This window comes from Paraburkholderia sp. D1E (assembly GCF_052682275.1).
On the sequence record NZ_JBQYMB010000001.1, the window covers coordinates 7,616,941 to 7,640,942 of the forward strand.

Annotated in this window: 19 protein-coding genes; 3 read left to right on the plus strand and 16 right to left on the minus strand. The window is 62.4% G+C overall.

Going from position 1 to position 24,002, the window contains the following annotated elements; translation table 11 throughout:
• Positions 1–2: 2 nt before the first annotated feature.
• From ACUN0E_RS34190 to ACUN0E_RS34235, 10 genes are all read right to left on the minus strand, one after another.
• Positions 3–1,238 (minus strand): aspartate aminotransferase family protein, encoded by a 1,236-nt coding sequence (locus ACUN0E_RS34190; protein ID WP_408241946.1) that lies wholly within the window; start codon positions 1,236–1,238, stop codon positions 3–5.
• A 202-nt stretch (positions 1,239–1,440) separates the two neighbouring features.
• Entirely contained in the window at positions 1,441–2,481 is a 1,041-nt protein-coding gene (locus ACUN0E_RS34195; protein ID WP_445569387.1) for a GlxA family transcriptional regulator, read from the minus strand.
• Between the two features lie 28 nt (positions 2,482–2,509).
• Positions 2,510–3,301, minus strand: coding sequence for an ABC transporter ATP-binding protein (locus ACUN0E_RS34200; protein ID WP_054043063.1), 792 nt, complete (start codon positions 3,299–3,301; stop codon positions 2,510–2,512).
• A gap of 79 nt (positions 3,302–3,380) precedes the next feature.
• On the minus strand, positions 3,381–4,094 hold the full coding sequence (locus ACUN0E_RS34205) for an ABC transporter permease (protein WP_408389138.1): 714 nt from the start codon (positions 4,092–4,094) through the stop codon (positions 3,381–3,383).
• Between the two features lie 6 nt (positions 4,095–4,100).
• Entirely contained in the window at positions 4,101–4,790 is a 690-nt protein-coding gene (locus ACUN0E_RS34210) for an ABC transporter permease (RefSeq protein ID WP_408241950.1), read from the minus strand.
• Between the two features lie 517 nt (positions 4,791–5,307).
• Positions 5,308–6,261: a patatin-like phospholipase family protein gene (locus tag ACUN0E_RS34215; RefSeq protein WP_408242425.1), complete on the minus strand. Its 954-nt coding sequence runs from the start codon at positions 6,259–6,261 to the stop codon at positions 5,308–5,310.
• 21 nt (positions 6,262–6,282) lie between these two features.
• The gene (locus ACUN0E_RS34220) at positions 6,283–6,834 is read right to left on the minus strand and encodes a hypothetical protein (protein WP_445569388.1); all 552 of its coding nucleotides are present in this window, start codon (positions 6,832–6,834) and stop codon (positions 6,283–6,285) included.
• Positions 6,835–7,337: 503 nt separating this feature from the next.
• Positions 7,338–8,887 (minus strand): IS3 family transposase gene (locus tag ACUN0E_RS34225; RefSeq protein WP_445566636.1). Its coding sequence is split into 2 segments (ribosomal slippage): positions 7,338–8,413 and positions 8,413–8,887, totalling 1,551 coding nucleotides; the frame shifts between segments, so codons are not numbered across the junction.
• 709 nt (positions 8,888–9,596) lie between these two features.
• Positions 9,597–10,784 carry an acyl-CoA dehydrogenase family protein gene (locus ACUN0E_RS34230; RefSeq protein ID WP_445569389.1) on the minus strand — a complete coding sequence of 396 codons (1,188 nt, stop codon included), beginning with the start codon at positions 10,782–10,784 and terminating at the stop codon, positions 9,597–9,599.
• Positions 10,785–10,806: 22 nt separating this feature from the next.
• A complete protein-coding gene (locus tag ACUN0E_RS34235) occupies positions 10,807–11,718 on the minus strand; it encodes an ABC transporter substrate-binding protein (protein ID WP_408242193.1) in 912 nt (303 codons plus the stop codon).
• A gap of 272 nt (positions 11,719–11,990) precedes the next feature.
• On the opposite strand from ACUN0E_RS34235, the gene ACUN0E_RS34240 reads away from it, so the two are divergent.
• Positions 11,991–12,902, plus strand: a complete 912-nt coding sequence (locus ACUN0E_RS34240; protein WP_445569390.1) for a LysR family transcriptional regulator — start codon at positions 11,991–11,993, stop codon at positions 12,900–12,902.
• A 70-nt stretch (positions 12,903–12,972) separates the two neighbouring features.
• Here ACUN0E_RS34240 and ACUN0E_RS34245 read toward each other — a convergent pair whose 3' ends face one another.
• The 5 genes from ACUN0E_RS34245 to ACUN0E_RS34265 are packed head-to-tail and all read right to left on the minus strand — an operon-like array spanning position 12,973 to position 18,284.
• A complete protein-coding gene (locus tag ACUN0E_RS34245; protein ID WP_408394131.1) occupies positions 12,973–14,574 on the minus strand; it encodes a rhodanese-related sulfurtransferase in 1,602 nt (533 codons plus the stop codon).
• A complete protein-coding gene (locus ACUN0E_RS34250; protein WP_445569391.1) occupies positions 14,571–15,179 on the minus strand; it encodes a cysteine dioxygenase family protein in 609 nt (202 codons plus the stop codon). Before ACUN0E_RS34250 ends, ACUN0E_RS34245 begins: the two co-directional genes overlap by 4 nt.
• A 33-nt stretch (positions 15,180–15,212) precedes the next feature.
• On the minus strand, positions 15,213–16,262 hold the full coding sequence (locus ACUN0E_RS34255) for an ABC transporter substrate-binding protein (protein WP_445569392.1): 1,050 nt from the start codon (positions 16,260–16,262) through the stop codon (positions 15,213–15,215).
• Between the two features lie 13 nt (positions 16,263–16,275).
• Positions 16,276–17,193, minus strand: a complete 918-nt coding sequence (locus ACUN0E_RS34260; RefSeq protein WP_445569393.1) for a class II aldolase/adducin family protein — start codon at positions 17,191–17,193, stop codon at positions 16,276–16,278.
• A gap of 11 nt (positions 17,194–17,204) precedes the next feature.
• Complete coding sequence (locus ACUN0E_RS34265; protein ID WP_408242189.1) at positions 17,205–18,284, minus strand: LLM class flavin-dependent oxidoreductase; 1,080 nt, start codon at positions 18,282–18,284, stop codon at positions 17,205–17,207.
• Positions 18,285–19,353: 1,069 nt separating this feature from the next.
• Between ACUN0E_RS34265 and ACUN0E_RS34270 the strand changes: the two genes are divergently transcribed.
• Together ACUN0E_RS34270 and ACUN0E_RS34275 are read left to right on the plus strand one after the other, a co-directional pair.
• Positions 19,354–20,903, plus strand: a protein-coding gene (locus ACUN0E_RS34270) for an IS3 family transposase (protein WP_445569394.1) whose coding sequence is annotated in 2 segments (ribosomal slippage) — positions 19,354–19,828 and positions 19,828–20,903 — 1,551 coding nt in all. Because the reading frame shifts where the segments join, the coding sequence is not laid out codon by codon here.
• Positions 20,904–21,260: 357 nt separating this feature from the next.
• The gene (locus ACUN0E_RS34275; protein ID WP_445569395.1) at positions 21,261–22,256 is read left to right on the plus strand and encodes an LLM class flavin-dependent oxidoreductase; all 996 of its coding nucleotides are present in this window, start codon (positions 21,261–21,263) and stop codon (positions 22,254–22,256) included.
• A 308-nt stretch (positions 22,257–22,564) separates the two neighbouring features.
• Here ACUN0E_RS34275 and ACUN0E_RS34280 read toward each other — a convergent pair whose 3' ends face one another.
• The gene (locus ACUN0E_RS34280) at positions 22,565–23,701 is read right to left on the minus strand and encodes an alpha/beta fold hydrolase (RefSeq protein WP_408394116.1); all 1,137 of its coding nucleotides are present in this window, start codon (positions 23,699–23,701) and stop codon (positions 22,565–22,567) included.
• Between the last annotated feature and the right edge of the window lie 301 nt (positions 23,702–24,002).

Here is a 24,002-nt window from a genome sequence, read left to right on the forward strand (position 1 = left end):
GATCAGTGCGACGCCGTTTCGGCCTTCGCACCGACAATCTCTTCGATGGCCTTCGCCAGACGCGCGAAGCCTTCGTTCATATCGTCGAGCGGCATGATCAGCGACGGCACGAAACGCAGCACGTCGGGACCCGCCATCAACATGATCACGCCGTGCTGACCCGCAGCGGTGACGAAATCTTTGGCGCGGCCCTTGAATGCATCGGTCAATTCAGCACCGATCAACAGACCCTTGCCACGCACTTCCTTGAACAAACCGAAGCGTTCGTTCAGCTTCGCGAGATGACCCTTCAATGCTTCGCTGCGAGTACGCACGCCTTCGAGCAGCTTCGGATCGCTGACCAGCTCGACCACCTTCTCCGCGATCGCCGCGCCCAGCGGATTGCCGCCGTAAGTCGTGCCATGTACGCCGACCTTGAAGTGCGCGGCCAGTTCGTTAGTGGTCAGCATCGCCCCGATCGGGAAACCGTTGCCGAGCGCCTTCGCGGTAGTCAGGATGTCCGGCGTCACGCCGCTGTCCTGATACGCGTAGAAATAACCGCTGCGGCCCACACCCGTTTGTACCTCGTCAAAAATCAGCAGTGCGCCGTGCTGGTCGCAGGCTTCGCGCAGCGCCTTCAGGAACGCCGGATCGGCCGGGATCACACCGCCCTCGCCCTGGATCGGCTCGACGATCACCGCACAGGTCTTCGCGCCGATCGCTTTCTTCGCCGCTTCGATATCGTTGTACGGCAAGTGGATAATGCCGGCCGGCACCGGGCCGAAACCTTCTGAGTACTTCGGCTGGCCGCCGACGCTCACGGTGAAGAATGTGCGGCCATGGAACGACTGCGTGAACGAGATGATTTCGACTTTGTCGGCGCCGTGGCGTTCGAACGCGACGCGGCGCGCCAGTTTCAACGCTGCTTCGTTCGCTTCCGCGCCCGAGTTGGCGAAGAACGCGCGATCGGCGAAGGTCAGGTCTTCGAGACGTTTGGCCAGACGTAGCACCGGCTCGTTGGTGTAGCCGTTGCCGATGTGCCACAGCTTGCCACCTTGCTCGTGCAGCACATTCAGCAGTTCAGGATGCGCGTGACCGAGCGCGGTCACGGCTATACCGCCGGCGAAGTCGATATAGTCGCGGCCTTGCGTATCCCAGACGCGTGAGCCGAGACCGCGATCCGGCACGAAGGCGGCGGGCGAAAACACCGGCACCATCACTTCGTCGAAGGTCTGGCGTGTCACAGTCAGGTCGTTCATGGCAAATCCTCGTTACAGGTGAGAGGTAATACACGTAGTGTAGGAAACCGCAGGCGATACGTCTTGCGCATACGCGACGCTTTCTATGAGCTTCCAGGCGGATATGTCGCGGACTGGTTGCTGGACGGTCGCAAACAGCGCGCTTTCCGGCCGTTCCTTTCGCTTTTTCCGCCTGCCTGTTCGACTTGCCTACTCGGCTTGCCTATTCCGCCTGATCGGGCCGTTCGATCAACGCAGCCGGTCGCGGCTCGCTGGCCGCGGCGCCAGTCTGCTTATCGATCCAGTTACGACGATCCTCGCGTGGTGTGACACCAAAGCGTTCGCGATAAGCATTCGAAAAGTGCGCCGCCGACGAAAATCCGCAAGCAAGACTGATCTGCACCACCGATTTGCTGGTGCGCTGCAACTGCGTGCGCGCTTTCGAAAGCCGCAACCCCAGGTAGTACTTGGATGGCATCGAGCCGAGATACTGACGAAACAGGCGCTCCAACTGACGCCGCGAGACATCGACGAGACCGGCGATTTCATCGGTGGTCAGCGGGTCTTCGATATTCGCTTCCATCAGCATCAGCGCATCGTTCAGGCGCGGATGGCGCTCGCCCGGCGCGGTCACGTACGGAATGCGCTGCCGCTCTTCGCCCGCACGCAACACGCCGACGCCGAGCGTATCGGCAATCCGGTCCGCCAACTCCGGACCATGGTCGCGGCCGATCATCGCCAGCATGAAGTCGACGGTTGCCTGACCGCCCGCGCAGGTTGCGCGATCACGGTCGATTTCGAAAATTTGCTGGGTGACGATCGAGCGCTCGAACTGCTCGGAGAACTGCTGGTAGGTTTCCCAGTTGACGCTCACGCGATAGCCCGATAACTGCCCCGCCATCGCCAGCCACCAGACACCGTGATGAATGCCGGTGACGAGCGGCGTGCGCTGCCCGACCCGCGAAAGACTTGCGAGAAAGAGGCGATAGTCGGCGAATTGCTGGAACCGTTCGCTGACGATGATCAGCCAGTCGCACGAAATCGCATCGCCGAAGGCGGCATCGGCAGGCCATTGCGCGCCGCCCGACAAAGGCACTGCGCGGCCGTCCCACGAACACACCTGCACGCGGTACAGCGCCCGGCCATCGATTTCGTTGGCGAGATTGAGCGCATCGACAATCGGCCCGACGCCCGTCATCGACACCGGCGGCAAGGCGACGATTGCGACCTGCGTGGTGCGGGCCGGGTTGGACGTGCGAGCCATCACTTTTCAGTAAAACGCGAACCGCGCCTTACTTCAGACTGCCGGACAGGAACTGCTTGAGCCGTTCACTGCGCGGCGTGGTCAGCACTTCAGCGGGCAAGCCCTCTTCTTCGGTGCGGCCCTGATGCAGAAACATGACGTGGTTCGACACATTGCGCGCGAAACCCATTTCGTGCGTGACGACGATCATCGTGCGGCCTTCTTCGGCGAGCTTCTGCATCACCTTTAGCACTTCGCCGACCAGTTCGGGGTCGAGCGCGGAGGTGGGCTCGTCGAACAGCATCACGTCGGGGTTCATCGCCAGTGCACGCGCAATGGCCACGCGCTGCTGCTGACCACCTGACAGATGCGACGGATACTGCTTTTCCAGACGCGGCGCGAGCCCTACCTTCTCGAGATATTCGCGCGCACGTTCTTCCGCTTCGCGACGCGACATGCCGAGCACATGAATCGGCGCTTCGACGATGTTCTCGATCACGTTCATGTGGGCCCACAAGTTGAAGTGCTGGAACACCATCGCGAGTTTCGTGCGGATGCGTTGCAGTTGCTTGTGATCGGCCACTTCCAGATTGCCGGCGCGGTCGGCTTTGGTTTTAACCATTTCGCCGTCGACCACGATCTGCCCCGCGTTCGGTCGCTCCAGAAAATTGATGCAGCGCAGGAAGGTACTCTTGCCCGACCCGCTCGCGCCGATGATGCTGATCACGTCACCCTTGTTCGCGTTCAGCGATACGCCCTTGAGCACTTCGTTGTCGCCGTAGCGCTTGTGGATGTCCTGAACGGCGAGCTTGCAAGCTTCGGTTTGAGTCGTGTGGAGCAAGATGCTCTCCCTTTGAAAATACGGATCAATCTACGTGACAGCACGGCCCAGCCGCGCCGTTGCATCGAAACATGCCTGCTCAGTGCGTGCGCACCGCCAGGTAACCCAGCCAGTGACGCTCGGCGCGGCGGAACAGGGCCACCAGCGCGAACGACACCACGAGGTAAATCAGCGCCGCGAGGCCGAACGCATCGAACGACTGATACGTGGCGGAATTCGCATCGCGCGCCACCTTCAGGATGTCCGGCACCGTGGCGGTAAATGCGACCGTGGTGGCATGCAGCATCAGGATCACCTCGTTACTGTACAACGGGAGCGCCCGGCGCAGCGCGGACGGTATCACAATGCGGCGGTACATCGTGAACCAGCTCATGCCGTAGGCACGGGCCGCTTCCACTTCCCCGTGCGAAGTCGAACGGATCGCGCCGGCGAAAATCTCGGTGGTATACGCGCAGGTGTTCAGTGCGAAAGCGAGAATCGCGCAGTGAAAACCGCTGCGAAAAAACGCGTCGAGCAGTTGATGCGAGCGCACGAATTCGAGGCTGTACATGCCGGTGTAAATCAGCAACAGTTGCACGTACAACGGCGTGCCGCGAAACACGTACGTGTAGAGACGCACCGGCGTCGACAGCCAGCGCTTCTTCGATACGCGCGCCACCGCAAGCGGAATCGACGCGAAAAAGCCGATCCCGATCGACGCCACCAGCAACCACAGCGTGACTGCCAGACCGGACATGCGCTGACCGTCCCAGTACAGGAACGCGCGCCAGAATTGATTGAGAATGTCGATCATGGTCGATTAGAGCTCCGCGTGGCGCACGCCGATCGAATAGCGCTTTTCCAGCCAGATCAGCACGAGATTCGACATGGTGGTGATCGCCAGATAGATCAGCGCGGCGATCAGGATGAAGAAGAACATGTTGAAGGTGCTCTTGCCCGCGTCCTGGGCGGCTTTGACGACATCGGCGAGACCGATGATCGACACCAGCGCCGTGGCCTTGACCAGCACCTGCCAGTTGTTGCCGATGCCCGGCAGCGCGAAGCGCATCATCTGCGGAAACAGGATGCGTGTGAACACGCGTGCGCCGCTCATGCCGTACGCACTGCCCGCTTCGAGCTGGCCGCGCGGCACGGCGAGAAACGCGCCGCGGAAGGTTTCGGTGAAGTAAGCGCCGTAAATGAAGCCGAGCGTCAACACACCGGCCACGAACGGATCGATATCGAACTGCGGCAGATTGAGCGCGTCGGTGAGATTGTTGACCGCGATCTGGATGCTGTAGAACAGCAGCAGCATCAGCACGAGATCGGGCACTGAGCGGATCAGCGTCGTATAGCCGGTTGCGATCATCCGCAGCGGCCGGTTGAACGAGAGTTTCGCCGCCGCACCCGCGAGGCCGAGCAGCACCGACGCTGCCAGCGACAGGACGGACAACTCGATCGTCTGGATCGTGCCGGCCAGCAACACCGGACCAAAGCCGTATAGGAACACGCGTGTCTCCATCCAGGTTTATTGAGGATGTCATGGACGGTGTCGGCTTCGGCTGCCCGACTCGTCCAGCATGGCGCGGAGTCTCGCAAGCGAAAATTAATTTCTCAAAGGACTGGGGAGTGTGTGCTGCGGTGCAGCAATGGGCCGCCTGGTGCGGGTGGGGGCTTGCAGCGCTGGGTTTTGTGGGGGATATGGGTTTGTAAGGTGGCGAGTGTGCCGTGGGCACTGCCGCGATTTAGCAAGTTTTGGGTCGCTTTTTCGATAGAGGTGGGGGGCGCCTGCGGCGGGGGCCTTGCTTGATTTGGTTGCCTGCGCGGCGCTTTGTTGGTTGGTTTGCCTACGGAGGTGGGCTTTCCTTTGTCTATTTGCCTGCGCGGCGCTTGTTTATCTGATTGCCTGTGGCGGCGGCCTGCCCTTGATTTGTAGTGGTCAAGGCAACGCTAATAGACCAATAAGAATTCAAGGAAAGGCCAACACCAGAGGCACACAACAATAAGCGCCACGCAGGCAAAAAACCCTATTCAATCCCTAACCTAGCCCGAATAGCCGGCAACATAAACTCCACCGCCGCGCGCCCCTCTTCCATCGCCGGCCCGGCCCGATGAAAATCAAAAATCCCCATCCCGCCCAGCCGCGGCTGAATCAGAATATCCGCCGGCTCACCGGCAAGGCGACTACGCGTAATCCGCACCTGCATGATGTCGATACTCTGCGCGATCGAACTGAGCATCGAAGGTACACGCGCACTCGGTGCCGGCGGCACACGCACATCATCCGAAGCGCGTCCTTCGGCAGGCGCAAGCCAGCGAGGCCACGGCTTGCCGTTACGACGCAGCGAGACCGGCGGCGGCGCAGCCGGATCGATCGCTGGCGTCTCGACCACCGCGCCGCCGAAATCGCGGCCATTCAGAATATCGTTGTTCAGATCGACCGCGATCACGCAGTCCGCGCGCATGCCGCGCGCCACCGAAACCGGCACCGGATTGCTCAGGCCGCCGTCCACCAGCCACACCCCGTTGTGAAACACCGGCGTAAAAATCCCCGGAATCGCAATCGAAGCCCGCACCGCGTCAACGACGCTGCCGTCCTGCAACCAGGTCTCGCGCCCCGAATCGAGTTCGGTGGCCACCGCCGCGAACGGCATGTTCAACTGCGCAATCGAGCGGCCGTCGAATTTGTCCGCGAATATCTGGATCACCTTACGCCCGCCGAGCAAGCCACCCGAAAAACGCAGATCGAGTAGCCGCACCACCGTTTGCCAGGTGAGCTTCGAGACCCATTCTTCGAGCCAGTCGAGATCGCCGTTTGCATACACGGCGCCGACCAGCGCGCCGATCGACGTGCCGCACACCACATCCGGCTTGATGCCTGCATCGAGCAACGCGCGAATTGCACCGATATGCGCCCAGCCACGTGCGGCGCCGCCTCCCAACACCAGCCCGATCCGGCTGTATCGACGTCGATGTATCATGTGTTGCCTGCCTTTTATCGTCTATCGCCCGCGTATCACGTCCGAGCGCGATGTCGTGTACACCTTCTGAAACTGGTCGAAGTGCACGTTGAAAATGCCTTCTTCAGTCACGCCGCCCTCGCGCCACTTCCAGCTCCACACGGTTTCCGGCTTGAGCGGAAACACGGCGACCTGGCCTGGCTTGCCGAGCAGGCGGCGCACTTCGTCTTCGCTCATGCCAACGCGAATCTTCCCGAAGTTGTCGGCGGTCAGCACCTGCGTGATAGCTTGCAATTTGCCGTCACGGTCGATGTCGACCATGTACGTGTTCAGTCCTTGCGGGCCGCGCGGATATTCGAAGCGCTTCGAACCGTCGGTAAACGAGCGCTCGGTTTCCGGCTTGCCCATCTGATCGCGGATCTGCGCCTCGGTCGTGACGCCTGGCGTCATATCCTTCAGCAACAACGCGTCCGGCTTGACGGCGTTGAAGAATTCCTTGAGTTTTTGCACGGCGCGGTCGCTCTGTTGGTCGTCGCAACCGGTCAGCGCAACGCACGCGGCCAGCATCGCGACGGTAAGCAGTTTCAGGCTCACAGCGAGTTCCTGTACGGATGCGAAGCGGCAATTCGCCCGCATCCCGTTGTGTAGGGTGTACTACAGGATAACCGCGCACGGAAAAAACCGCGAGCGAGGCCGGCAGGGCTGCGGAGGGCGGTGAGCGGTGGACGGCGGGCGTGGGCGTGGGCGTGGGCGTGGGCGGCGGATCGTAGTAGGCAGCCGAAGTTGCCGTTGCCGCCTCCCTTGCGACCCAACGGCCGGCTACGGCGCTACGGCGCTGTGCTGTGCTGTGCTGTGCTGTGCAGAGCGCGAGACTGAAAACGTAGTGGTCGGTTTAGTGAAGTGCCCTTCGGCGCGCGCAGCGCCGCCGGAAGTATGACTGCCTTGTCACTGACGCCGAATGTGCGGGAACACAGATTCCAGATGTACCACTACCGTGGCTGCGCGGGGGACCCGCTTAAGAATTAGCGGGGTGAGCCGCTTTCTTTGCTTATCTTTCTTTGCGGCGGTGTGTGTCAAGGTAGTTGTCGCATGAACCGTTACGCTGCGTGCTTATACATTTTGGCCGACGCGTGAGTTCGCTCCGGGTTCAGATAGACCGAGTCTGCCAGGTGCCAGTTGCGGATGGCACCTGACCAGCGTGCGGGGTTCTGCCTGCGCGCGTCTTCGTACAGCGCACACCGGCGGGCCAGCAGATCGTTGGCTTCGCCGCGATGCCGTTGCCCCGGACTGACATACTTCAGGCCGCTGTGACAGTGCTCTTCGTTGTACCACTGCACGAAGCGCTGCACCCATTCCCGGGCCGCCTCCAGCGTGTCGAACGGCTGCTCGGGCCATAACGGACAGTACTTCGCCGTGCGGAACAGCGACTCGGCAAAGGCATTGTCGTTGCTCACGCGCGGCCGGCTGAACGAAGGCTGCACACCCAGATCGATCATGGCCGCGCGCATCGTGGCGCCTTTCATTGCACTGCCGTTATCCGAGTGCAGCACCAGCGGACGCCCGGCGATACCTTCACGCAAACATCCCTTGTTCAGCAACTCGCTCGCGTGCTCAGCCGACTCCTGCTCCCACACCTCGTTCATCACCAGTTTGCGGCTGTAGATGTCTTTCATCATGTACCAGTAGAAGTACCGGCCCCTGACCGTGCCCGGCATCCACGTGATATCCCAGCACCACACCTGGTTCGGACCATCGGCACAGTGCGTCGTGAGCGTGCGTCGTTGCGGGGCTCGCGCGCGGCCCCGGCGCTGGCCCTGTCCTGCTGCTTTCAGTATCCGGTAGAACGTCGATTCGCAAGCCAGATAAATCCCTTCATCCGCCAGCTTCGGCACGATCTGGTGCGGCGTCAGGCTCGCGTAGCCCGGACGGTTGGCCGCATCGAGCACGGCCTGACGTTCTGCCTCACTCAGCCTGTTGGGCGGCGCTGCACGCTTCACCTGAGCGCGCCCGTCCTGCGGCGACAGGCGCCAGCGCTGGACACTGCGCACGCTGAGCCCCAACTGCTCGCACGCACGCGAGCGGCGCGCTCCCTGCTGTACAGCTTCATCGATCAACTGCATGGCTTCATCGCGATCCGGGCGGCTGATCAGTCTTCCTCTTCCTTGCCCCAGATCGCTTCGGCTTTTTTTCGCAGATTCAGCAAGGCCGCCGCCTCCGCGCGGGCCGCGTCAGCGCGTTTGAGCTGGCGCTCGAGTTCACGGATGCGCTTTTGCGCAGCCTTCGCCTCGTTGCGCTGGGCCGCCGTGGGCTTCGTTTCAGGCACCGCGTTGGCCTGCTCGCACGCCTCGCGCCACTGCCGGATCTGCTCCGGATAAATGCCTTTACTGCGGCAGTATTGTGAGGTCTCGATCTCGTTGAGCGACGCCGTCTCCAGCACCGCCCTGAACTTCCCGGCGCTTGACCACTGATCGCCCGTTTTGCCATTGCCCGGCATGAATTTCCCTGTATCTCTTGCATGCTGCCGCCAGGTCCGCAGCGTCACCGTGGTGATGCCCGTCGCCCCCGCCAGCTCGATGACCGCACGATTGAACGGCGGCATCATCTGCTGGATTACCCATTCCCGGGTTTCCGCTGAATAGCGTTTCATCTTCCATTCGCTGTCCGCCCCCCATCTTTACACCAATCGGTTCGGGTGAGGCGACAACTAGCCTGACATGGAGGGGCGGCGGCAAAGAAAGTAAGTGCCGCCCCGCACAGGGGCAACACTAATAGCCCACTAAGCAATCAAGAAAAGGCACGACAAATGAACAACAAACCCGCGCCGAGCCCAAGAAAACCGATCACCAGAAGCAAAAAAGCGACGCTGTGCAAAGCGTCGCCAAGTCGGTCGATATGGTCAAACCGAGAAACAGTGAGAAACACCGAGAAACAAACAACCGCCGGAACAGCCGCCAAAAAACCACAGCACTGCGGACGACGCGCAGCGGCCTGATCCGGGCGAAGCGGTCAGCGACCTTGGCCTCTAACCTTGCGCCATCGCCGAAATGGCAGACCGCTGCTTGTTTGGCCGCCCTGGTCCCTCGATAAGCCTTTCAAGTGCCGCTAATCTAAACGGATTGGCGGATTTAGACGAGAGCGCGTTTACACCGAATGGGCAGATGATTTGCGCTCCACAGCACCACAGCACCGACATTGCCCGCGGCGTGCGGTGGGCGGCATGCGGTCCGCGCGCCGGCCGCGCGACCCTTACGCACGACAAAACGCAGCGAAAATGCATTGACTTCCCCGCAGGCACAGCGAAGATGCTTCGCCGTCCTCGCGAGCACACGTAGCCCATCCAAGCCGGCACATTCCCCTCAGATTGCTCCGTTCCCGAAACCCACGCGCCCCGCCCCCTGCAGCACCGAATCGTTCTGCGGCGTATGAATCCGCGCACAGAGCACGTCGCGAAAGTGACGTTCGAGTGGATTATCACGGGAGAGGCCGGGATTGCCGCTCGCCTCAACCGCCAGTTGCACCGCCTCGATCGACTGATTCGTCACCGTATATTTGACGAGCGGCGCTTCGTCGAGCGTCACGCGTTCGGCATACGCGCTCGCGTCGAGCAACACGCGATTGCTGAAGAGCAATGCGTCGATGCGGCCGAGCGTCTGCTGAAACGCGGGCAGGCTCGCGAGCGGCGCGCCAAGATTACCGGGCTTGCGCGCGACGGCCCATTGCGCGAACCAGTCGCGCGTGGCCCGCGCGACGCCGTCGTACACCGCCGACAACAGCACGCTCATCCACGCGAAGCCGAGCGCATCGAGTCCGGCTCCCGGCTCGCCAGGCAGGTGCACATCCACTGCGTGTCCGGCAGGCACGAACACGTTGTCGAACACGAGTTCATGACTGCCCGTGGCGCGCATGCCGAGATGATTCCATTCGCTGCCAACCCGCACGCCAGGTGTGTCGCGACGCACCAGCCAGACGCCGACGCGCGGCGGCGTCTCGTCGCTGCGCGCCCACACCGCAAGCCAGGTGAGGCCGGGGCTGCCGGTCGAGTACAGCTTGCTGCCGTCGATGATCCAGCCGTCGGCGCTGCGCTTCGCAATAGTCGATGGCAAACCGCCGCGCGCCGGCGTGCCCAATTCGGGTTCGACACGCAGCGAATTGATCAGCGCGCCGTCGCGTACCGCGTCGCGCGCCACACGTTCACGCAGCTCGACCGGCCAATGCGGGTTGCCCTGCAAGCGATGATGAAACAGGTATTGCATCACCAGCACGAGTGCCGTGGATGGCTCGCCGCGCGCCACCGCGCGCACCACTTTCAAGGCTTGTGGCAAGCTCGCACCCGCGCCGCCAAGCGATGCGGGCACCGTCAACGAGAGCAGGTCGAATTCATGCAGGCGCGCCAGATTGGCGTGCGGAAATTCCGCCGTGCGGTCGTAGTGAGCCGCGCTTGCAGCAAACTCGCTGGTCAGCCGCGCGAGCAGTGCGTCGAACGCATTGCTATCTAGCGGTGGATGACGGCGCGTCACCGCGCTTTCGGCAATCGGGGCGTTCATATCAGGACTCCTGCGGGCCGCATCAAGGCAGAGGGAAGCTGCGATCGAAGCTCGTACGCACGTCGAGATGGGCACGAATCACGTTCGCGGCTTCGTAGGTATCGGCGGTGCGCTGCTGCGCGGCGACTACGCTGTCGTCGATGGCCACCGGATGCACCTGGCCACGCTGATAGACGGTTTTCAGCACATCGGTCGGCAGGCCCGTGACTTTTGATTGCATCGCCGCCACCTCGTCGGGATGCGAAAGCGCCCAACGCTGGCCGATCGCCACGCGCCGCAGGAAGTCGGCGAGTTGCACGCGCTTGTCCGCGATCGCGCGTTCGGTCGCGACCTGATAGCTGAGCCCTTCGGACAGGCCGACGCCGTTGGCGATGATGCGATCGTGATCGCGCGCTTCGCCGAGCGCGGTATACGGGTCCCACACCGACCATGCATCGACGCTGCCTGACGCAAGCGCCGCCTTCGCATCGGCCGGTGCGAGGAATACGAACGAGACCTCAGTAAGCGGCACGTTGGCCTTCTTCAGTGCTGCGAGCGCGAGATAGTGGCCGATCGAACCGCGCGTCGTGGCAATGCGTTTACCCTTCAGGCTCGCTGCATCGTTCAACGGCGAATGTGCGCCGACGACGATCGCCAGATCCAGCGGATTCGACCGGGTAGCCGCGACCGCGCGTACCCGGGCGCCGGCAGCGAGCGCGAACACGAGAGGCGCATCACCCAGGCCGCCGACGTCCACGGCACCCGCATTCAAAGCCTCGCCGAGCGGTTGCGCAGCTGGAAAGTTAAACCACTCGATCTTGTACGGCAGGTCTTTCAGCTGACCGGACGCTTCGAGAATGCCGCGTGTTTGCAAAGCCTGATCGCCGACTTTGAGCACCGGTAAATCGGCGGCATAGGACTGCGTTGCGCAAACCGCTGCGCACAACGCAAGCATTGCCGCGCCGAGCGGCTTGAGCAACGTACGTTGCAAGGCGGATGAGACAGAGAAAGAGGAACGGGAAGTCGTCATAGCGGCGGTTACGTCGTGGCATCCTGGTGATTTGCCATCGACGATAAGGCACGCATCTGTATAAGACAAACGCATTATTCTGCTAAGCAAATATGCGAATTTTCTTGAGCCGCGAGGCGTGTTCGCACATCGATACGGGTATTATCGAACGCACGAATCTTGCGCCCGGTTGCGTACTCATTTAATCACCGCTCATCATGAAGATCGACGAAATAGACGCATACGTCACCGTCATTCGCTGTCAGTCGCTGCAACAGGCGGCGCTCTCGCTCGGGCTCACGCAACCGGCCATCACGCGCCGCCTGCAGAATTTCGAGGAGGCGCTCGGCGTCGAACTGCTCGACCGTAATACGCGCCCACTCAAGGCGACGGCAACGGGCCGCGTCGTCTATGAACAGTGCCGTGTGATCCAGCGCGAACTCGACGTGCTGCGCGAGATCGTCGCCACCGACACGCCGCCGGTCGGCACGCTGCGCCTCGGCGTCGCGCAGACCATTGCCGACATCGCGCTTACCGATGCGATGCGCGGTCTCAAGGCGGCCTACCCCGATCTGCAGGCGCGTGCGTCAACCGGTTGGGGCAGCCAGCTCCTGCAACGCGTCGAGCAGGGCGAACTCGACGCCGCGGCGATCCTGCTGCCCACCAACAAGACTTTCGACGAGACATTGTCGGCGCACTCGCTTGGCCGCATCAAACTGGCGGTGGTCGCGCAGAAAGGCATGCTGAAAAAGCGCGCGCATACGCTGGCGGAATGCCAGTCGATCGGGTGGGTGTTGAATCCGGATGGATGTGGCTTTCGCGACGGCCTGCAACGCACGCTGACGGGCATGGGGCTCGCGCTCAAGCTCAATCTGGAAACGCTCGGCACCGAATTGCAATTGCAACTGGTCGCTGACGGTAACGGCCTGGGCCTCGTGCCGTTACCGCTGCTGCAGGCCAGCGCTCACGCGGACGCACTCGATATCGTCTCGATCAGCGACTTCAAGCCGCTCATCGATATCTGGCTCGTGCATCCGCGCGTGCTCGGTAAATTGCAACAGCCGGTCGAGCGCTTCGGCGCGGCAATCGAGCGGCAATTCAAGGAAGCGCGCGTGCAGCGCGCGGCCTGAGTTGCACGCTGTTTGCTTCGGCTGATCCGGCCGATTCGCCCGCTTCATCTGCCTGGCTCAGGGACACATCTCAGATCACGCGAAAGCCGTGCGTCCCATCGCGCCCAAGTTGAGCAACGAGGCCATACTCCCACTCCAGATACGCGTTCATCGCTTCGCGCGCGTTATCGGTCCCCTCGTACGGACGACGATAACGATCGATGCGCGGCGAAGCCAGGCGCGTCTCGCCGCTTTCTACGGCCAGACCCGCTTCGATCCACGCGCTCGTTCCACCGCTTAGCACCTGCACCGGCTTCCCCGTCAACGCCGCCAACTCAGGCGCGGCGAAGCGCGCAAGCAGACTGCTGCCACAGGTCACCACATACCGTTGCGCATCCGGCAGCTTGCGCAGCGCTTCGTCGAGTTGCCCGCGAATCGCAAACCACGCGCCCGGAATATGGCGCTTCACATAGTTCGCGCTGGTCGTGAAATCCAGCACGACAGTGCCGGGCGATTGCAGCAGCGTCACCAGGCCGGCCGGCGTGATCTCCTCGGTGGCAGGCGGCGTGGGCGCATGGCGCGCAGCGGGCGCTGCGCCTTTTTCGCCGAAGTCCGCATTGCCCAGGCCGTCCACCACATACACTTCGACGTTCATCTGAGCGAGCCACGAGGCGGTCATGTTCGCGCGCACGCCGTCGTTGTCGGCGAGGATCACGCGCGCGCCGCGCACCGGCGCGAACATGTCGGTCTCCTGCACCAGTTGACCGCCGGGCGCGTTGCGAAAACCGGGCACGTGGCCCGCTTCGTACTCTTCCGGCATGCGCACGTCGAAACGATAGACCGTGCGTACCGCTTCGTCGGCCCAACGACGCGCTTCGTCGCGCGATGTACGGCCCACCTTTGCGCGATCCGCCACGCCCCGCGCGGAATCCGTGGCGGCGAGACGAAGTTTGTCATCGACAAGCGGATCGAAACGGCGCGAACTGCCGTGCGCAAGCGCCTGACCGGCAAGCGTCCAACCGATGGTGCCGTTGCGCAGCGCCGCAACCGGATTCGGCACGCCCGCATTGATCAGCGACTGCGCACCGATGATGCTGCGCGTACGCCCCGCGCAATTAACGATGATCCGTGTCGCCGGATCCGGCGCGAGTTGCCGCGCGCGCAGCACCAGTTCCGCGCCCGGCACGCTGATGCTGCCGGGAATATTCATGGTGTGGTATTCGTCGAAGCGGCGTGCATCGAGCACCACCACGTCGGCTTCATGATCGAGCAGCGCCAGCACCTGCGGTGCTGCCAGCGAGGGCGTATGGCGCTCGCTTTCGACCAGTTCGCCAAATGCCTTGCTCGGCACGTTGACGTCCTGGAACAGTTCGCCGCCCGCCTTGCGCCAGCCTTGCAAACCACCGTCGAGCAACGCGACATCGGTATAGCCCAGCTCGCTCAAACGGTGCACTGCGCGTTCGGCGAGCCCTTCGCCGTTGTCGAACACGACGACCGGCACGTCGCGGCGCGGCAAGCGCACGGGCGCTTCCAGTTCGAGACGCGAGAGCGACAGGTTGGCCGCGAACAGCGGATGACTGCGCGCGTGCGGGTCCTCCTCGCGCACGTCGACGAGCGCGATTTCCTCGCGATCGAGCAATGCGCGGCGCACGTCTTCGAATGATCGGATACGGAACTCTTTAACGAAACTCATGAGATCAGGGACTCCTTCGAAACATTCCAGATATTCGGCAACACGTCGTTCGAGTAGCCGGAGATAAAGGTTTTGCGGCCTCCGCCGACGGGATAGACGGAACGCGTCACCGCGCCGATATTTCCACCGTACACGTGAATGCTGATCGATGCACGATCGCGAAACGCATTACTCACGCGATGGATATCGCCAATGCGCGGCGACACGGCATCCACCGCGCCGGTGTCGAGGCGCTTTGCCGCCCCCTCTTCCTCCAACGCGCCGCCTGGCGTGATGCGATATCCCTGAGCAATTTCCGCACCACGCAACACGCCGATCAAACCCCATACGGTGTGGTCGTGCACCGGTGTGGACTGCCCGGGTCCCCATACAAAACTGACAATCGAAAAACGCTGCTGCGAATCGGCGTGCAGCAAGAATTGCTGATAGCGCTCAGGGTCGGGCTGCGCGAAGGCGTCGGGCAACCAGTCGCCATGGGCGATCAGTTCGCCGAGCGCGGCACCGCCGGCTTCGAGCAGATGTGCTTCGGGCACATGCTCGTCGACAAGCGACGCAATGCGTCCGACGAACGCGCACAGCCGGTCCGGTCTCAAAGCTTGAGTCATCGAATATTCACACAGTTGATTGACTTGAATCGGTCACGCACCGCGAGCGAGCGCGGCGTTGAAGGTGTCGGTCCACATCGGTGCGACATCGACATGCCTGTCGATAACCGCGGCGCGCGCGAACGTATCGGCAACCTGCTGCTCGCTCGCGATGTCCGCCGCCGTGATGCCGGTGACGCGGCGCGCCTGGCTCTGGTTGCGATACAAGGAGCGGATCGCCTCTTCCGGCACCCGCAACTCGGCTGACAATACTTTCGCGTATACATCCTGATTCTGGCCGAACCACGCGCAGGCGCGTTGCAGCCGCACCAGCAGATCCGCGGATGCAGCGCGCCGTTGCGGGTCGGCGAGCACCGACGGGTGCCCGTAGTACAGATAGTTGCCAGACAGATAACCGTTAGCGTTTTTCAACACACGCGCCCCCGCTTGCGAGATCGCGAGCGGCACGTTGTAGCCGTAGATCGCCCAGGCATCGAGCGAACCGGCGTTGAAAGCGGCGAAGCCATCGCGCGGCGCGAGCGAGGTGGCCTGTATATCGTTGAACGACAGCCCTGCCTCTTCGAGCATGCGCAGCAGGTAGTAATGTGTCGTGGTGGCGCGCAGATAGCCGACGCGTTTGCCCTTCAGATCGGCGATCGAACGGATCGCCGAGCCCTTCGGCACCAGCACGACCTGATTGTTGACGTCGTCCTTGTAGACGGCGATCACGCGCACCTGGGCGTTCTGCAGGCGCGCGAAGATCGGCGGGATTTCGCTTCCCGAGGCGATATCGAGCGAGCCGCCGTTCATCGCCTCGACCATCGCGTTGCCGGACTGGAACTCGGACCAGTCGATGGTGTACGGCGTATCCGCGAGGGCCGCCGTTTTCAGCAGCGTCGCGTCGCCGCCTTTGTAGGTTGCGACGCGCAAGCGGACCTTGCTGAGATCGACAGGCGGATTGGTTTTCTCGCCAGCTGGCGCGGCTGCACTGGCTGCTGTCGAGATCAGGCCTGAGCCTGCTGCGCCGAGCAACGCGGCAGCCGGCAGCGCGGACATGAGCCGGCGGCGCCGGAGCGAAACCGGCGATTCGAAACGTTGGGTCATCTTATGGAGGCGTTCAGGTCAGGACGTCAGGCTCGGCTTCGACCAGCCCTTCCAGCAGGCTCTGGAACGCAAACAGCGCGCCGCCGGGGCGGCCTACCTGTTCGTGCGTGAGCGTGGCGACATCGTGCGGGATAGCTTGCGGCGTGCCGGCGGATTCGGCGAGCAATTGCGTATGGCAGGCGTTATCGAGCGCGATATACCACCACGCTGCGGCCTCGACGCTCGGACCGGCCGTGAGGATGCCGTGATTCTTCAGGATCACCGCTTTTCTTTCGCCCAGCGCCGCGGCGATGCGCGCACCTTCATCGGTATCGAGAACGACGCCGCGGAAGTCGTCGAACAAGGCGTGATCCTGATAGAACGCGCACGAGTCCTGCGTCAATGGGTCGAGCGTGCGGCCGAGCGTCGACCATGCCTTGCCGTAGAGCGAATGCGTGTGCGCGGCGGCGACCACATTGGGGTGCGCCTCGTGAATCGCCGCGTGAATCGCAAAGGCCGCCTGATTCAGCGGCCCATCGCCGACCACAATCTCCCCTTGCGCATTCACCAGCAGCAGATCCGACACGCGAATGCGGCTGAAGTGCTTGCCGAACGGATTGACCCAGAAGTGATCGGGCCACTCCGGGTCGCGCGCGGTGATATGGCCGGCGAGACCCTGATCGAAACCATAGCGGGCGAACAGGCGAAACGCCACGGCGAGCCGTTCCTGCCGATAGCGCCGTTCGGCCGCAATGCTTTCGCGCGGCGGGACGTCGTCGAACCAGAATTTACGGAGCGGCGCGTGACGCTGGAGTGGTGGCGTGTCTGGGGTGTTTTGTTGCGCCGGGGTACTTTGCAACGCCGCCGTGTTTTGCTGCGCCAGAGTGTCTTGCTGTGTGGAGGCTCCTTGCAGCGCCGGGGTGTTTTGCAACGGGGCAGACAGATCAGTCATCGTCGCTCCGTTCAGGCGGCCACGCGTTCGACGCGTGCGATGCGTTCGCGGGTGGCCGGAATCAGTTCGCGGCCGTAGTCGACGGCGTCTTCGAGCGGATCGAAGCCGCGCACGAGGAAGGTCGAGACGCCGAGCGCGTAATACTCGGCGAGTGTCTCGGCGACCTGTTCCGGCGTGCCGACCAGCGCGGTCGAATTCGAGCGTCCGCCGATTTCCTTGGCGATGCCGGTCCACAAACGTTCATCGACACGATCCGATTCACCGGATGCCGCCAGCAACCGGCGCGCGCCTTCGCTTTGCGCCGGGCCGCCAACACTGAGCCCTTGCGCCGCGCGCAGCCGCTTCGTTTCTTCGAGGATATGCTCCGCGCGTTCCCAGGCAGCCGCCTCGGTCGCGGCAAGAATGGGGCGAAACGACACCGAGAAGCGCACGGTACGGCCATGTTTGGCGGCTTCGGCTCGTACGCGGGTGACCTGTTCACGCACTTGCGCCTTCGATTCGCCCCACAGCGCGTAGACGTCTGCATGACGGCCGGCGATTTCGAGCGCCGGTGCCGACGCGCCGCCGAAGTACACGGGGATATGGGGTTGCTGTACCGGTTTTACTTCAGAGAAGCCTTGTTCGAAGCGGTAATACTGGCCGTTGTGATCGAAGGGTTTCGTTTCGGTCCAGATGCGGCGCAGGATGTGCAGATATTCGTCGGTGCGGGCGTAGCGTTCGTCATGCGACAGATAGTCGCCGTCGCGGCGTTGTTCGGCATCATCGCCACCGGAGATGATGTGGACGGCGAGACGGCCGCCGGAATAGTGATCGAGTGTTGCCAGTTGACGCGCGGCGAGTGTCGGCGAAACGAAGCCCGGGCGATGCGCGAGCATGAAATGCACTTTGCTCGTGACGCTTGCCGCGTGGGCGACGGTGAGGAGCGCGTCGGGGCTCGTCGAATGATGCGGTACGAGGATGCGGTCGAAGCCCGCTGCTTCGTGAGCGCGGGCGAACTGCTCCACGTAGTCGATGTCGATGACCGGGCCTTGCGGTGCGTGGGTTTCAGACACCTTGCGGGTCTGGATCATGCCGATGAATTCGATGGACACGCTGGTGTCTCCATGGACGGGTTTTTTGCCCGGCGGGGCGGGGGCTTTGTTTGCTGGATGCGTTGCTCTGTTCGAGGGGTTTAAGGTAGCAGCGCTACATGCGGTTGTTAAATATTGATCGGCCATATCTATATCGGGTTTGCATGTAACGAGGGGGGGTTGCCTGTTCGGCGCTTTGTTTATTGGTTTGCCTATGGCGGTGGTCTTTGCCTGGTTTTTTTGCCTGCGTGGCGCTTGTTTGTGTTTTTATGGTTTTGGCCTTTGCTTGATTTGTTAGTGGTCTATTAGCGTCGCCCCTGTGCGGGGCGGCACTTACTTTCTTTGCCGCCGCAAAGAAAGATAAGCAAAGAAAGCGGCTCACCCCGCTAATTCTTAAGCGGGTCCCCCGCACAGTGGCGGTAGTGGCGCATCTGGAATCTGTGTTCTCGCACATTCAGCCTCGGTGACAAGGCTGTCATACTTCCGGCGGCGCTGCGCGCGCCGCAGCGGTACTTCAGCAACCACGCGTTTTTGTGGACACTCGGTGGCATTTCATCAAACCACAGCGCTGCTGTGACGCCCAGCGGTGGCTCATCAATTGGCATGCTGTTGTCGACGCTCAGCGGAAACTCCGCAAACTACAAACTGTCGCGGTAGCCCACAGCTGCTTCCTGGACGAAGACCTGCGTCCGGCGAGAGGGACGGGGAGGCGCGAGCGCCGCTGACCGCTTGATGTGCCGGCCGACGCTCCCCAACAAACGCCATTCGGCATTTTCAGCGCCGCGCCGAGGCGAAGCCGATGGCTCCCACCACGCCCAGACGAAGCCCATGTTTCCTGATGAACCCTTCCGGCGAGCGCTTAGTGCGAGGCGGGAAGCATGACTGCCTTGTCACGAACGTGGAGTGTGCGGGAACACAGATTCCAGATGCGCCACTACCGTGGCTGTGCGGGGGACCCGCTTAAGAGTTAGCGGGGTGAGCTGCTTTCTTTTGCCTACTTTTCTTTGCAGCAGGCCCTCCATGTCAGGCTAGTTGTCGCCTCACCCGAACCGATTGATGTAAAGATGGGGGGGCGGACAGCGAATGGAAGATGAAACGCTATTCAGCGGAAACCCGGGAGTGGGTAATCCAGCAGATGATGCCGCCGTTCAATCGTGCGGTCATCGAGCTGGCGGGGGCGACGGGCATCACCACGGTGACGCTGCGGACCTGGCGGCAGCATGCAAGAGATACAGGGAAATTCATGCCGGGCAATGGCAAAACGGGCGATCAGTGGTCAAGCGCCGGGAAGTTCAGGGCGGTGCTGGAGACGGCGTCGCTCAACGAGATCGAGACCTCACAATACTGCCGCAGTAAAGGCATTTATCCGGAGCAGATCCGGCAGTGGCGCGAGGCGTGCGAGCAGGCCAACGCGGTGCCTGAAACGAAGCCCACGGCGGCCCGGCGCAACGAGGCGAAGGCTGCGCAAAAGCGCATCCGTGAACTGGAGCGCCAGCTCAAACGCGCTGACGCGGCCCGCGCGGAGGCGGCGGCCTTGCTGAATCTGCGAAAAAAAGCCGAAGCGATCTGGGGCAAGGAAGAGGAAGACTGATCAGCCGCCCGGATCGCGATGAAGCCATGCAGCTGATCGATGAAGCCGTACAGCAGGGGGCACGCCGTGCGCGTGCATGCGAGCAGTTGGGACTCAGCGTGCGCAGTGTCCAGCGCTGGCGCCTGTCGCCGCAGGACGGGCGCGCTCAGGTGAAGCGTGCAGCGCCGCCCAACAGGCTGAGTGAGGCAGAACGTCAGGCCGTGCTTGATGCGGCCAACCGTCCGGGCTACGCGAGTCTGACGCCGCACCAGATCGTGCCGAAGCTGGCGGATGAAGGGATTTATCTGGCTTGCGAATCGACGTTCTACCGGATCCTGAAGGCGGCGGGACAGGGCCAGCGCCGGGGCCGCGCGCGAGCCCCGCAACGACGCACGCTTACGACGCATTGTGCCGATGGTCCGAACCAGGTGTGGTGCTGGGATATCACGTGGATGCCGGGCACGGTCAGGGGCCGGTACTTTTACTGGTACATGATGAAGGACATCTACAGCCGCAAACTGGTGATGAACGAGGTGTGGGAGCAGGAGTCGGCTGAGCACGCGAGCGAGTTGCTGAACAAGGGATGTTTGCGTGAAGGTATCGCCGGGCGTCCGCTGGTGCTGCACTCGGATAACGGCAGTGCAATGAAAGGCGCCACGATGCGCGCGGCCATGATCGATCTGGGCGTGCAGCCTTCGTTCAGCCGGCCGCGTGTGAGCAACGACAACGCCTTTGCCGAGTCACTGTTCCGTACGGCCAAGTACTGCCCGTTATGGCCTGAGCAGCCGTTCGACACGCTGGAGGCGGCCCGCGCATGGGTGCAGCGCTTCGTGCAGTGGTACAACGAAGAGCACTGTCACAGCGGCCTGAAGTATGTCAGTCCGGGGCAACGGCATCGCGGCGAAGCCAACGATCTGCTGGCCCGCCGGTGTGCGCTGTACGAAGACGCGCGCAGGCAGAACCCCGCACGCTGGTCAGGTGCCATCCGCAACTGGCACCTGGCAGACTCGGTCTATCTGAACCCGGAGCGAACTCACGCGTCGGCCAAAATGTATAAGCACGCAGCGTAACGGTTCATGCGACAACTACCTTGACACACACCGCAGGCAAAGAAAAGTAGGTGCCTGCCCCGCACAGGGGCGACGCTAATACACCAATAACAAATCAAGGAAAGGCCAACGCCACAGGCACACAACCAAAAAGCGCCACGCAGGCAACCAAATCAAGCAACCCCCACCGCCGTAGGCAAACCAACAAACAAAGCGCCGCACAGGCAACCCAAATCACCCGCAGCCTGAACAGGCAAAAACCAATCCCTAAACCCCCTTCCACGAACGTGGACATCCCCCCGTCCCCGGCAGAAAACCAAAACCTTTGCCACAATGCCCCATCGCGCGAAAGCGCCCGAAACAGCAAATGAACAGAAAATGATCCCCTTCTCGGTCCTCGACCTATCGCCAGTCACCGCAGGCGCCACCCCTGCAGACGCGTTCAAGAACACACTCGACCTCGCCCAGCACGCGGAAAACTGGAATTACCGCCGCTTCTGGTTGGCGGAGCACCACAACATGACCGGCATCGCCAGCGCTGCCACGTCGGTGGTGATCGGCTACGTCGCCGGTGGGACGAAGAAAATCCGTGTCGGCTCCGGCGGGGTCATGCTGCCGAACCACGCCCCGCTCGTCATCGCGGAACAGTTCGGCACCCTCGCCTCGCTCTATCCGGACCGCATCGACCTGGGCCTCGGCCGCGCACCCGGCACCGACCAAAGCACCGCCCGCGCGCTGCGCCGCGATCTGCAAAATAGCGCGGACTCTTTCCCGGATGACGTCGTCGAGTTGCAACGCTATTTCGCCGACCCCGTGCCGGGTCAGCGCATTCGCGCCGTTCCAGGCGCAGGCCTGCATGTGCCGCTCTGGCTGCTCGGCTCGTCGCTGTTCAGCGCGCAACTGGCTGCGGTGCTTGGGCTGCCGTTCGCATTCGCGTCGCACTTCGCGCCCGATCATATGCTCACCGCGCTGCGCGTCTATCGCGAGCAATTCCGGCCATCGGCGACGCTCGACAAACCGTACGCGATGGTTGGCGTCAATCTGTTCGCAGCCGATACCCATGAGGAGGCGCAGCGTCTCTTCACCTCGCTGCAGCAGCAGTTCATCAACTTGCGGCGCGGCACGCCTGGTCAGTTGCAGCCGCCAGTCGAGCGGCTCGAAGCATCGGAAATGGAGTTAAACGGCGTCGCGCATTCGCTCGCCTGCACCGTGCTCGGCGATCGCGATGTGGTACGCGAAGGGCTGCGGTCGATCATCGATCAGACCGGCGCGGATGAATTGATGCTGACCGCGCAGATCTACGATCACAAAGCGCGGCTGCGCTCGTTCGAGATCGGCGCGCAAGTGCGTGAAGAATTGGGCGCCGGTAAGTAACAACGCCGGCGAGTAACAAAAAGGGCGGCCTGTATCAGTAAAGGCCGCCCTTCTTTTTTCGTTGATCAGTTGGCTGCCCTGAGTACACGAGCATCGGGTTGCCACGCAGCAATCCTCACCGCGTCAGGTCAGGTCAGGCGAGTTCAACCTCGATCCCAAGCGTCAACTCAAACTCACATCCCGGTTCTGGCTTCGACTGAAGCACTTCAACTCAAGCTCACGCCCGAGCTCTGACTTCAACCGAAGCGCTTTAACTGAGATCAAGCCCTGGTTCTAACCTCGCCCAAGCCCAGAACGCCCGCCAAACCTCACCGATTCGCCGGCACCGCCGCCAACCCCTCGAGCAGCGCCTTATGAAACGCCTGCGGATCCTGCATCTGCGGCGCGTGCCCCAAATTGGCGAATTCGACGAGCGTCGCGTGCGGAATCGCCTTCGCGGCTGCCTTGCCCAGTTCGGGGTAGTGACCAATCTTCGCGCGCACTTCAGGTGGCGCGGCGTCCTTGCCAATCGCGGTCGTGTCCTTCTGACCGATCAGCAAAAGCGTCGGCATGGTCAGGTGGCCCAGTTCATACACCACCGGCTGCGTGTAAATCATGTCGTAAAGCAGCGCGGAATTCCACGCCACGATCTGTTTGCCAGGGCCGCGGTACATCCCCGCCAGCATCTGCACCCACGGTTCATAGTCCGCGCGCCACTGGCCGGCGTAGTAGGTTGCCTGCTCATAGCGGCGAATCCCGTCCGCAGTCGTCTTCAGTTCGCGCTCGTACCATTGGTCGACGGATAACGACGGCACGCCCTTCGCCTTCCAGTCCTCGAGGCCGATCGGATTGACCAGCACCAGTTGCTGGGTCTCATGCGGATACATCAACGCATAGCGGATCGCAAGCATGCCGCCGGTCGAATGGCCGATCACCGTGGCGTCGCTTACGCCAAGCGATTCGAGCAGCGCATGCGTGTTGCGCGCCAGTTGCTGAAAACTGTACTGATAGTGCTCGGGCTTGCTCGATTTGCAAAAACCGATCTGGTCCGGCGCGATTACCCGATAACCGGCGTCGCTCAGACGATGGATGGTCGCGTCCCACGTCGCCGCGCAGAAATTCTTGCCGTGCAGCAATACGGCCGTGCGTCCGTTCGCGTGCTCCGGCTTGATATCCATGTACGCCATATGCAACGCCACGCCTTGCGAGGTGAAGTCGTATTGCTCGACCGGCGCCGGATAGTTGAAGCCCTGCAACTCAGGGCCGTACGCCGGACCGCTGTTGTCGACGGCTACAGCCGGCGCGGCGCCGGCAGCGGCGGGGCCGGGCTGGCTGCCCGGACTACCCGCACTAACAGAACTATTCGCCAAAGCGGCGCTGGCCGGCGTGGCGGCGAAAACACCTGGCGCAGCGGCTAGCACGCAGGCGCTCAACAGGGCGGACAAAGACTCGCGGCGAAAATTCATCGATAGTTTTCTTGCAAGGAGAAATCAGCGGGAAGCCTGCAGGCACGCGCGTCGGCAAGCCAACGCCCGAGCCCCGTTCAGAGCGGACGATTCTACGACGCGCTGCCGGACTCTGCTGCCGCGCGCGCAAACGCATGACGGCGTCGGCTGATGTGGCACGCATATTGCCGCCTGCTCACCTTACGCTCTGTGTGTCGTGGCGCACGGATGCTCCGCGTGCAAGGGTTGATCGTTTGCAAGGCGGCCGCGCGAGCGGCATCGCAGAATTCACTATTCGCCCGCGGCAATTCGGTGCTAGAAC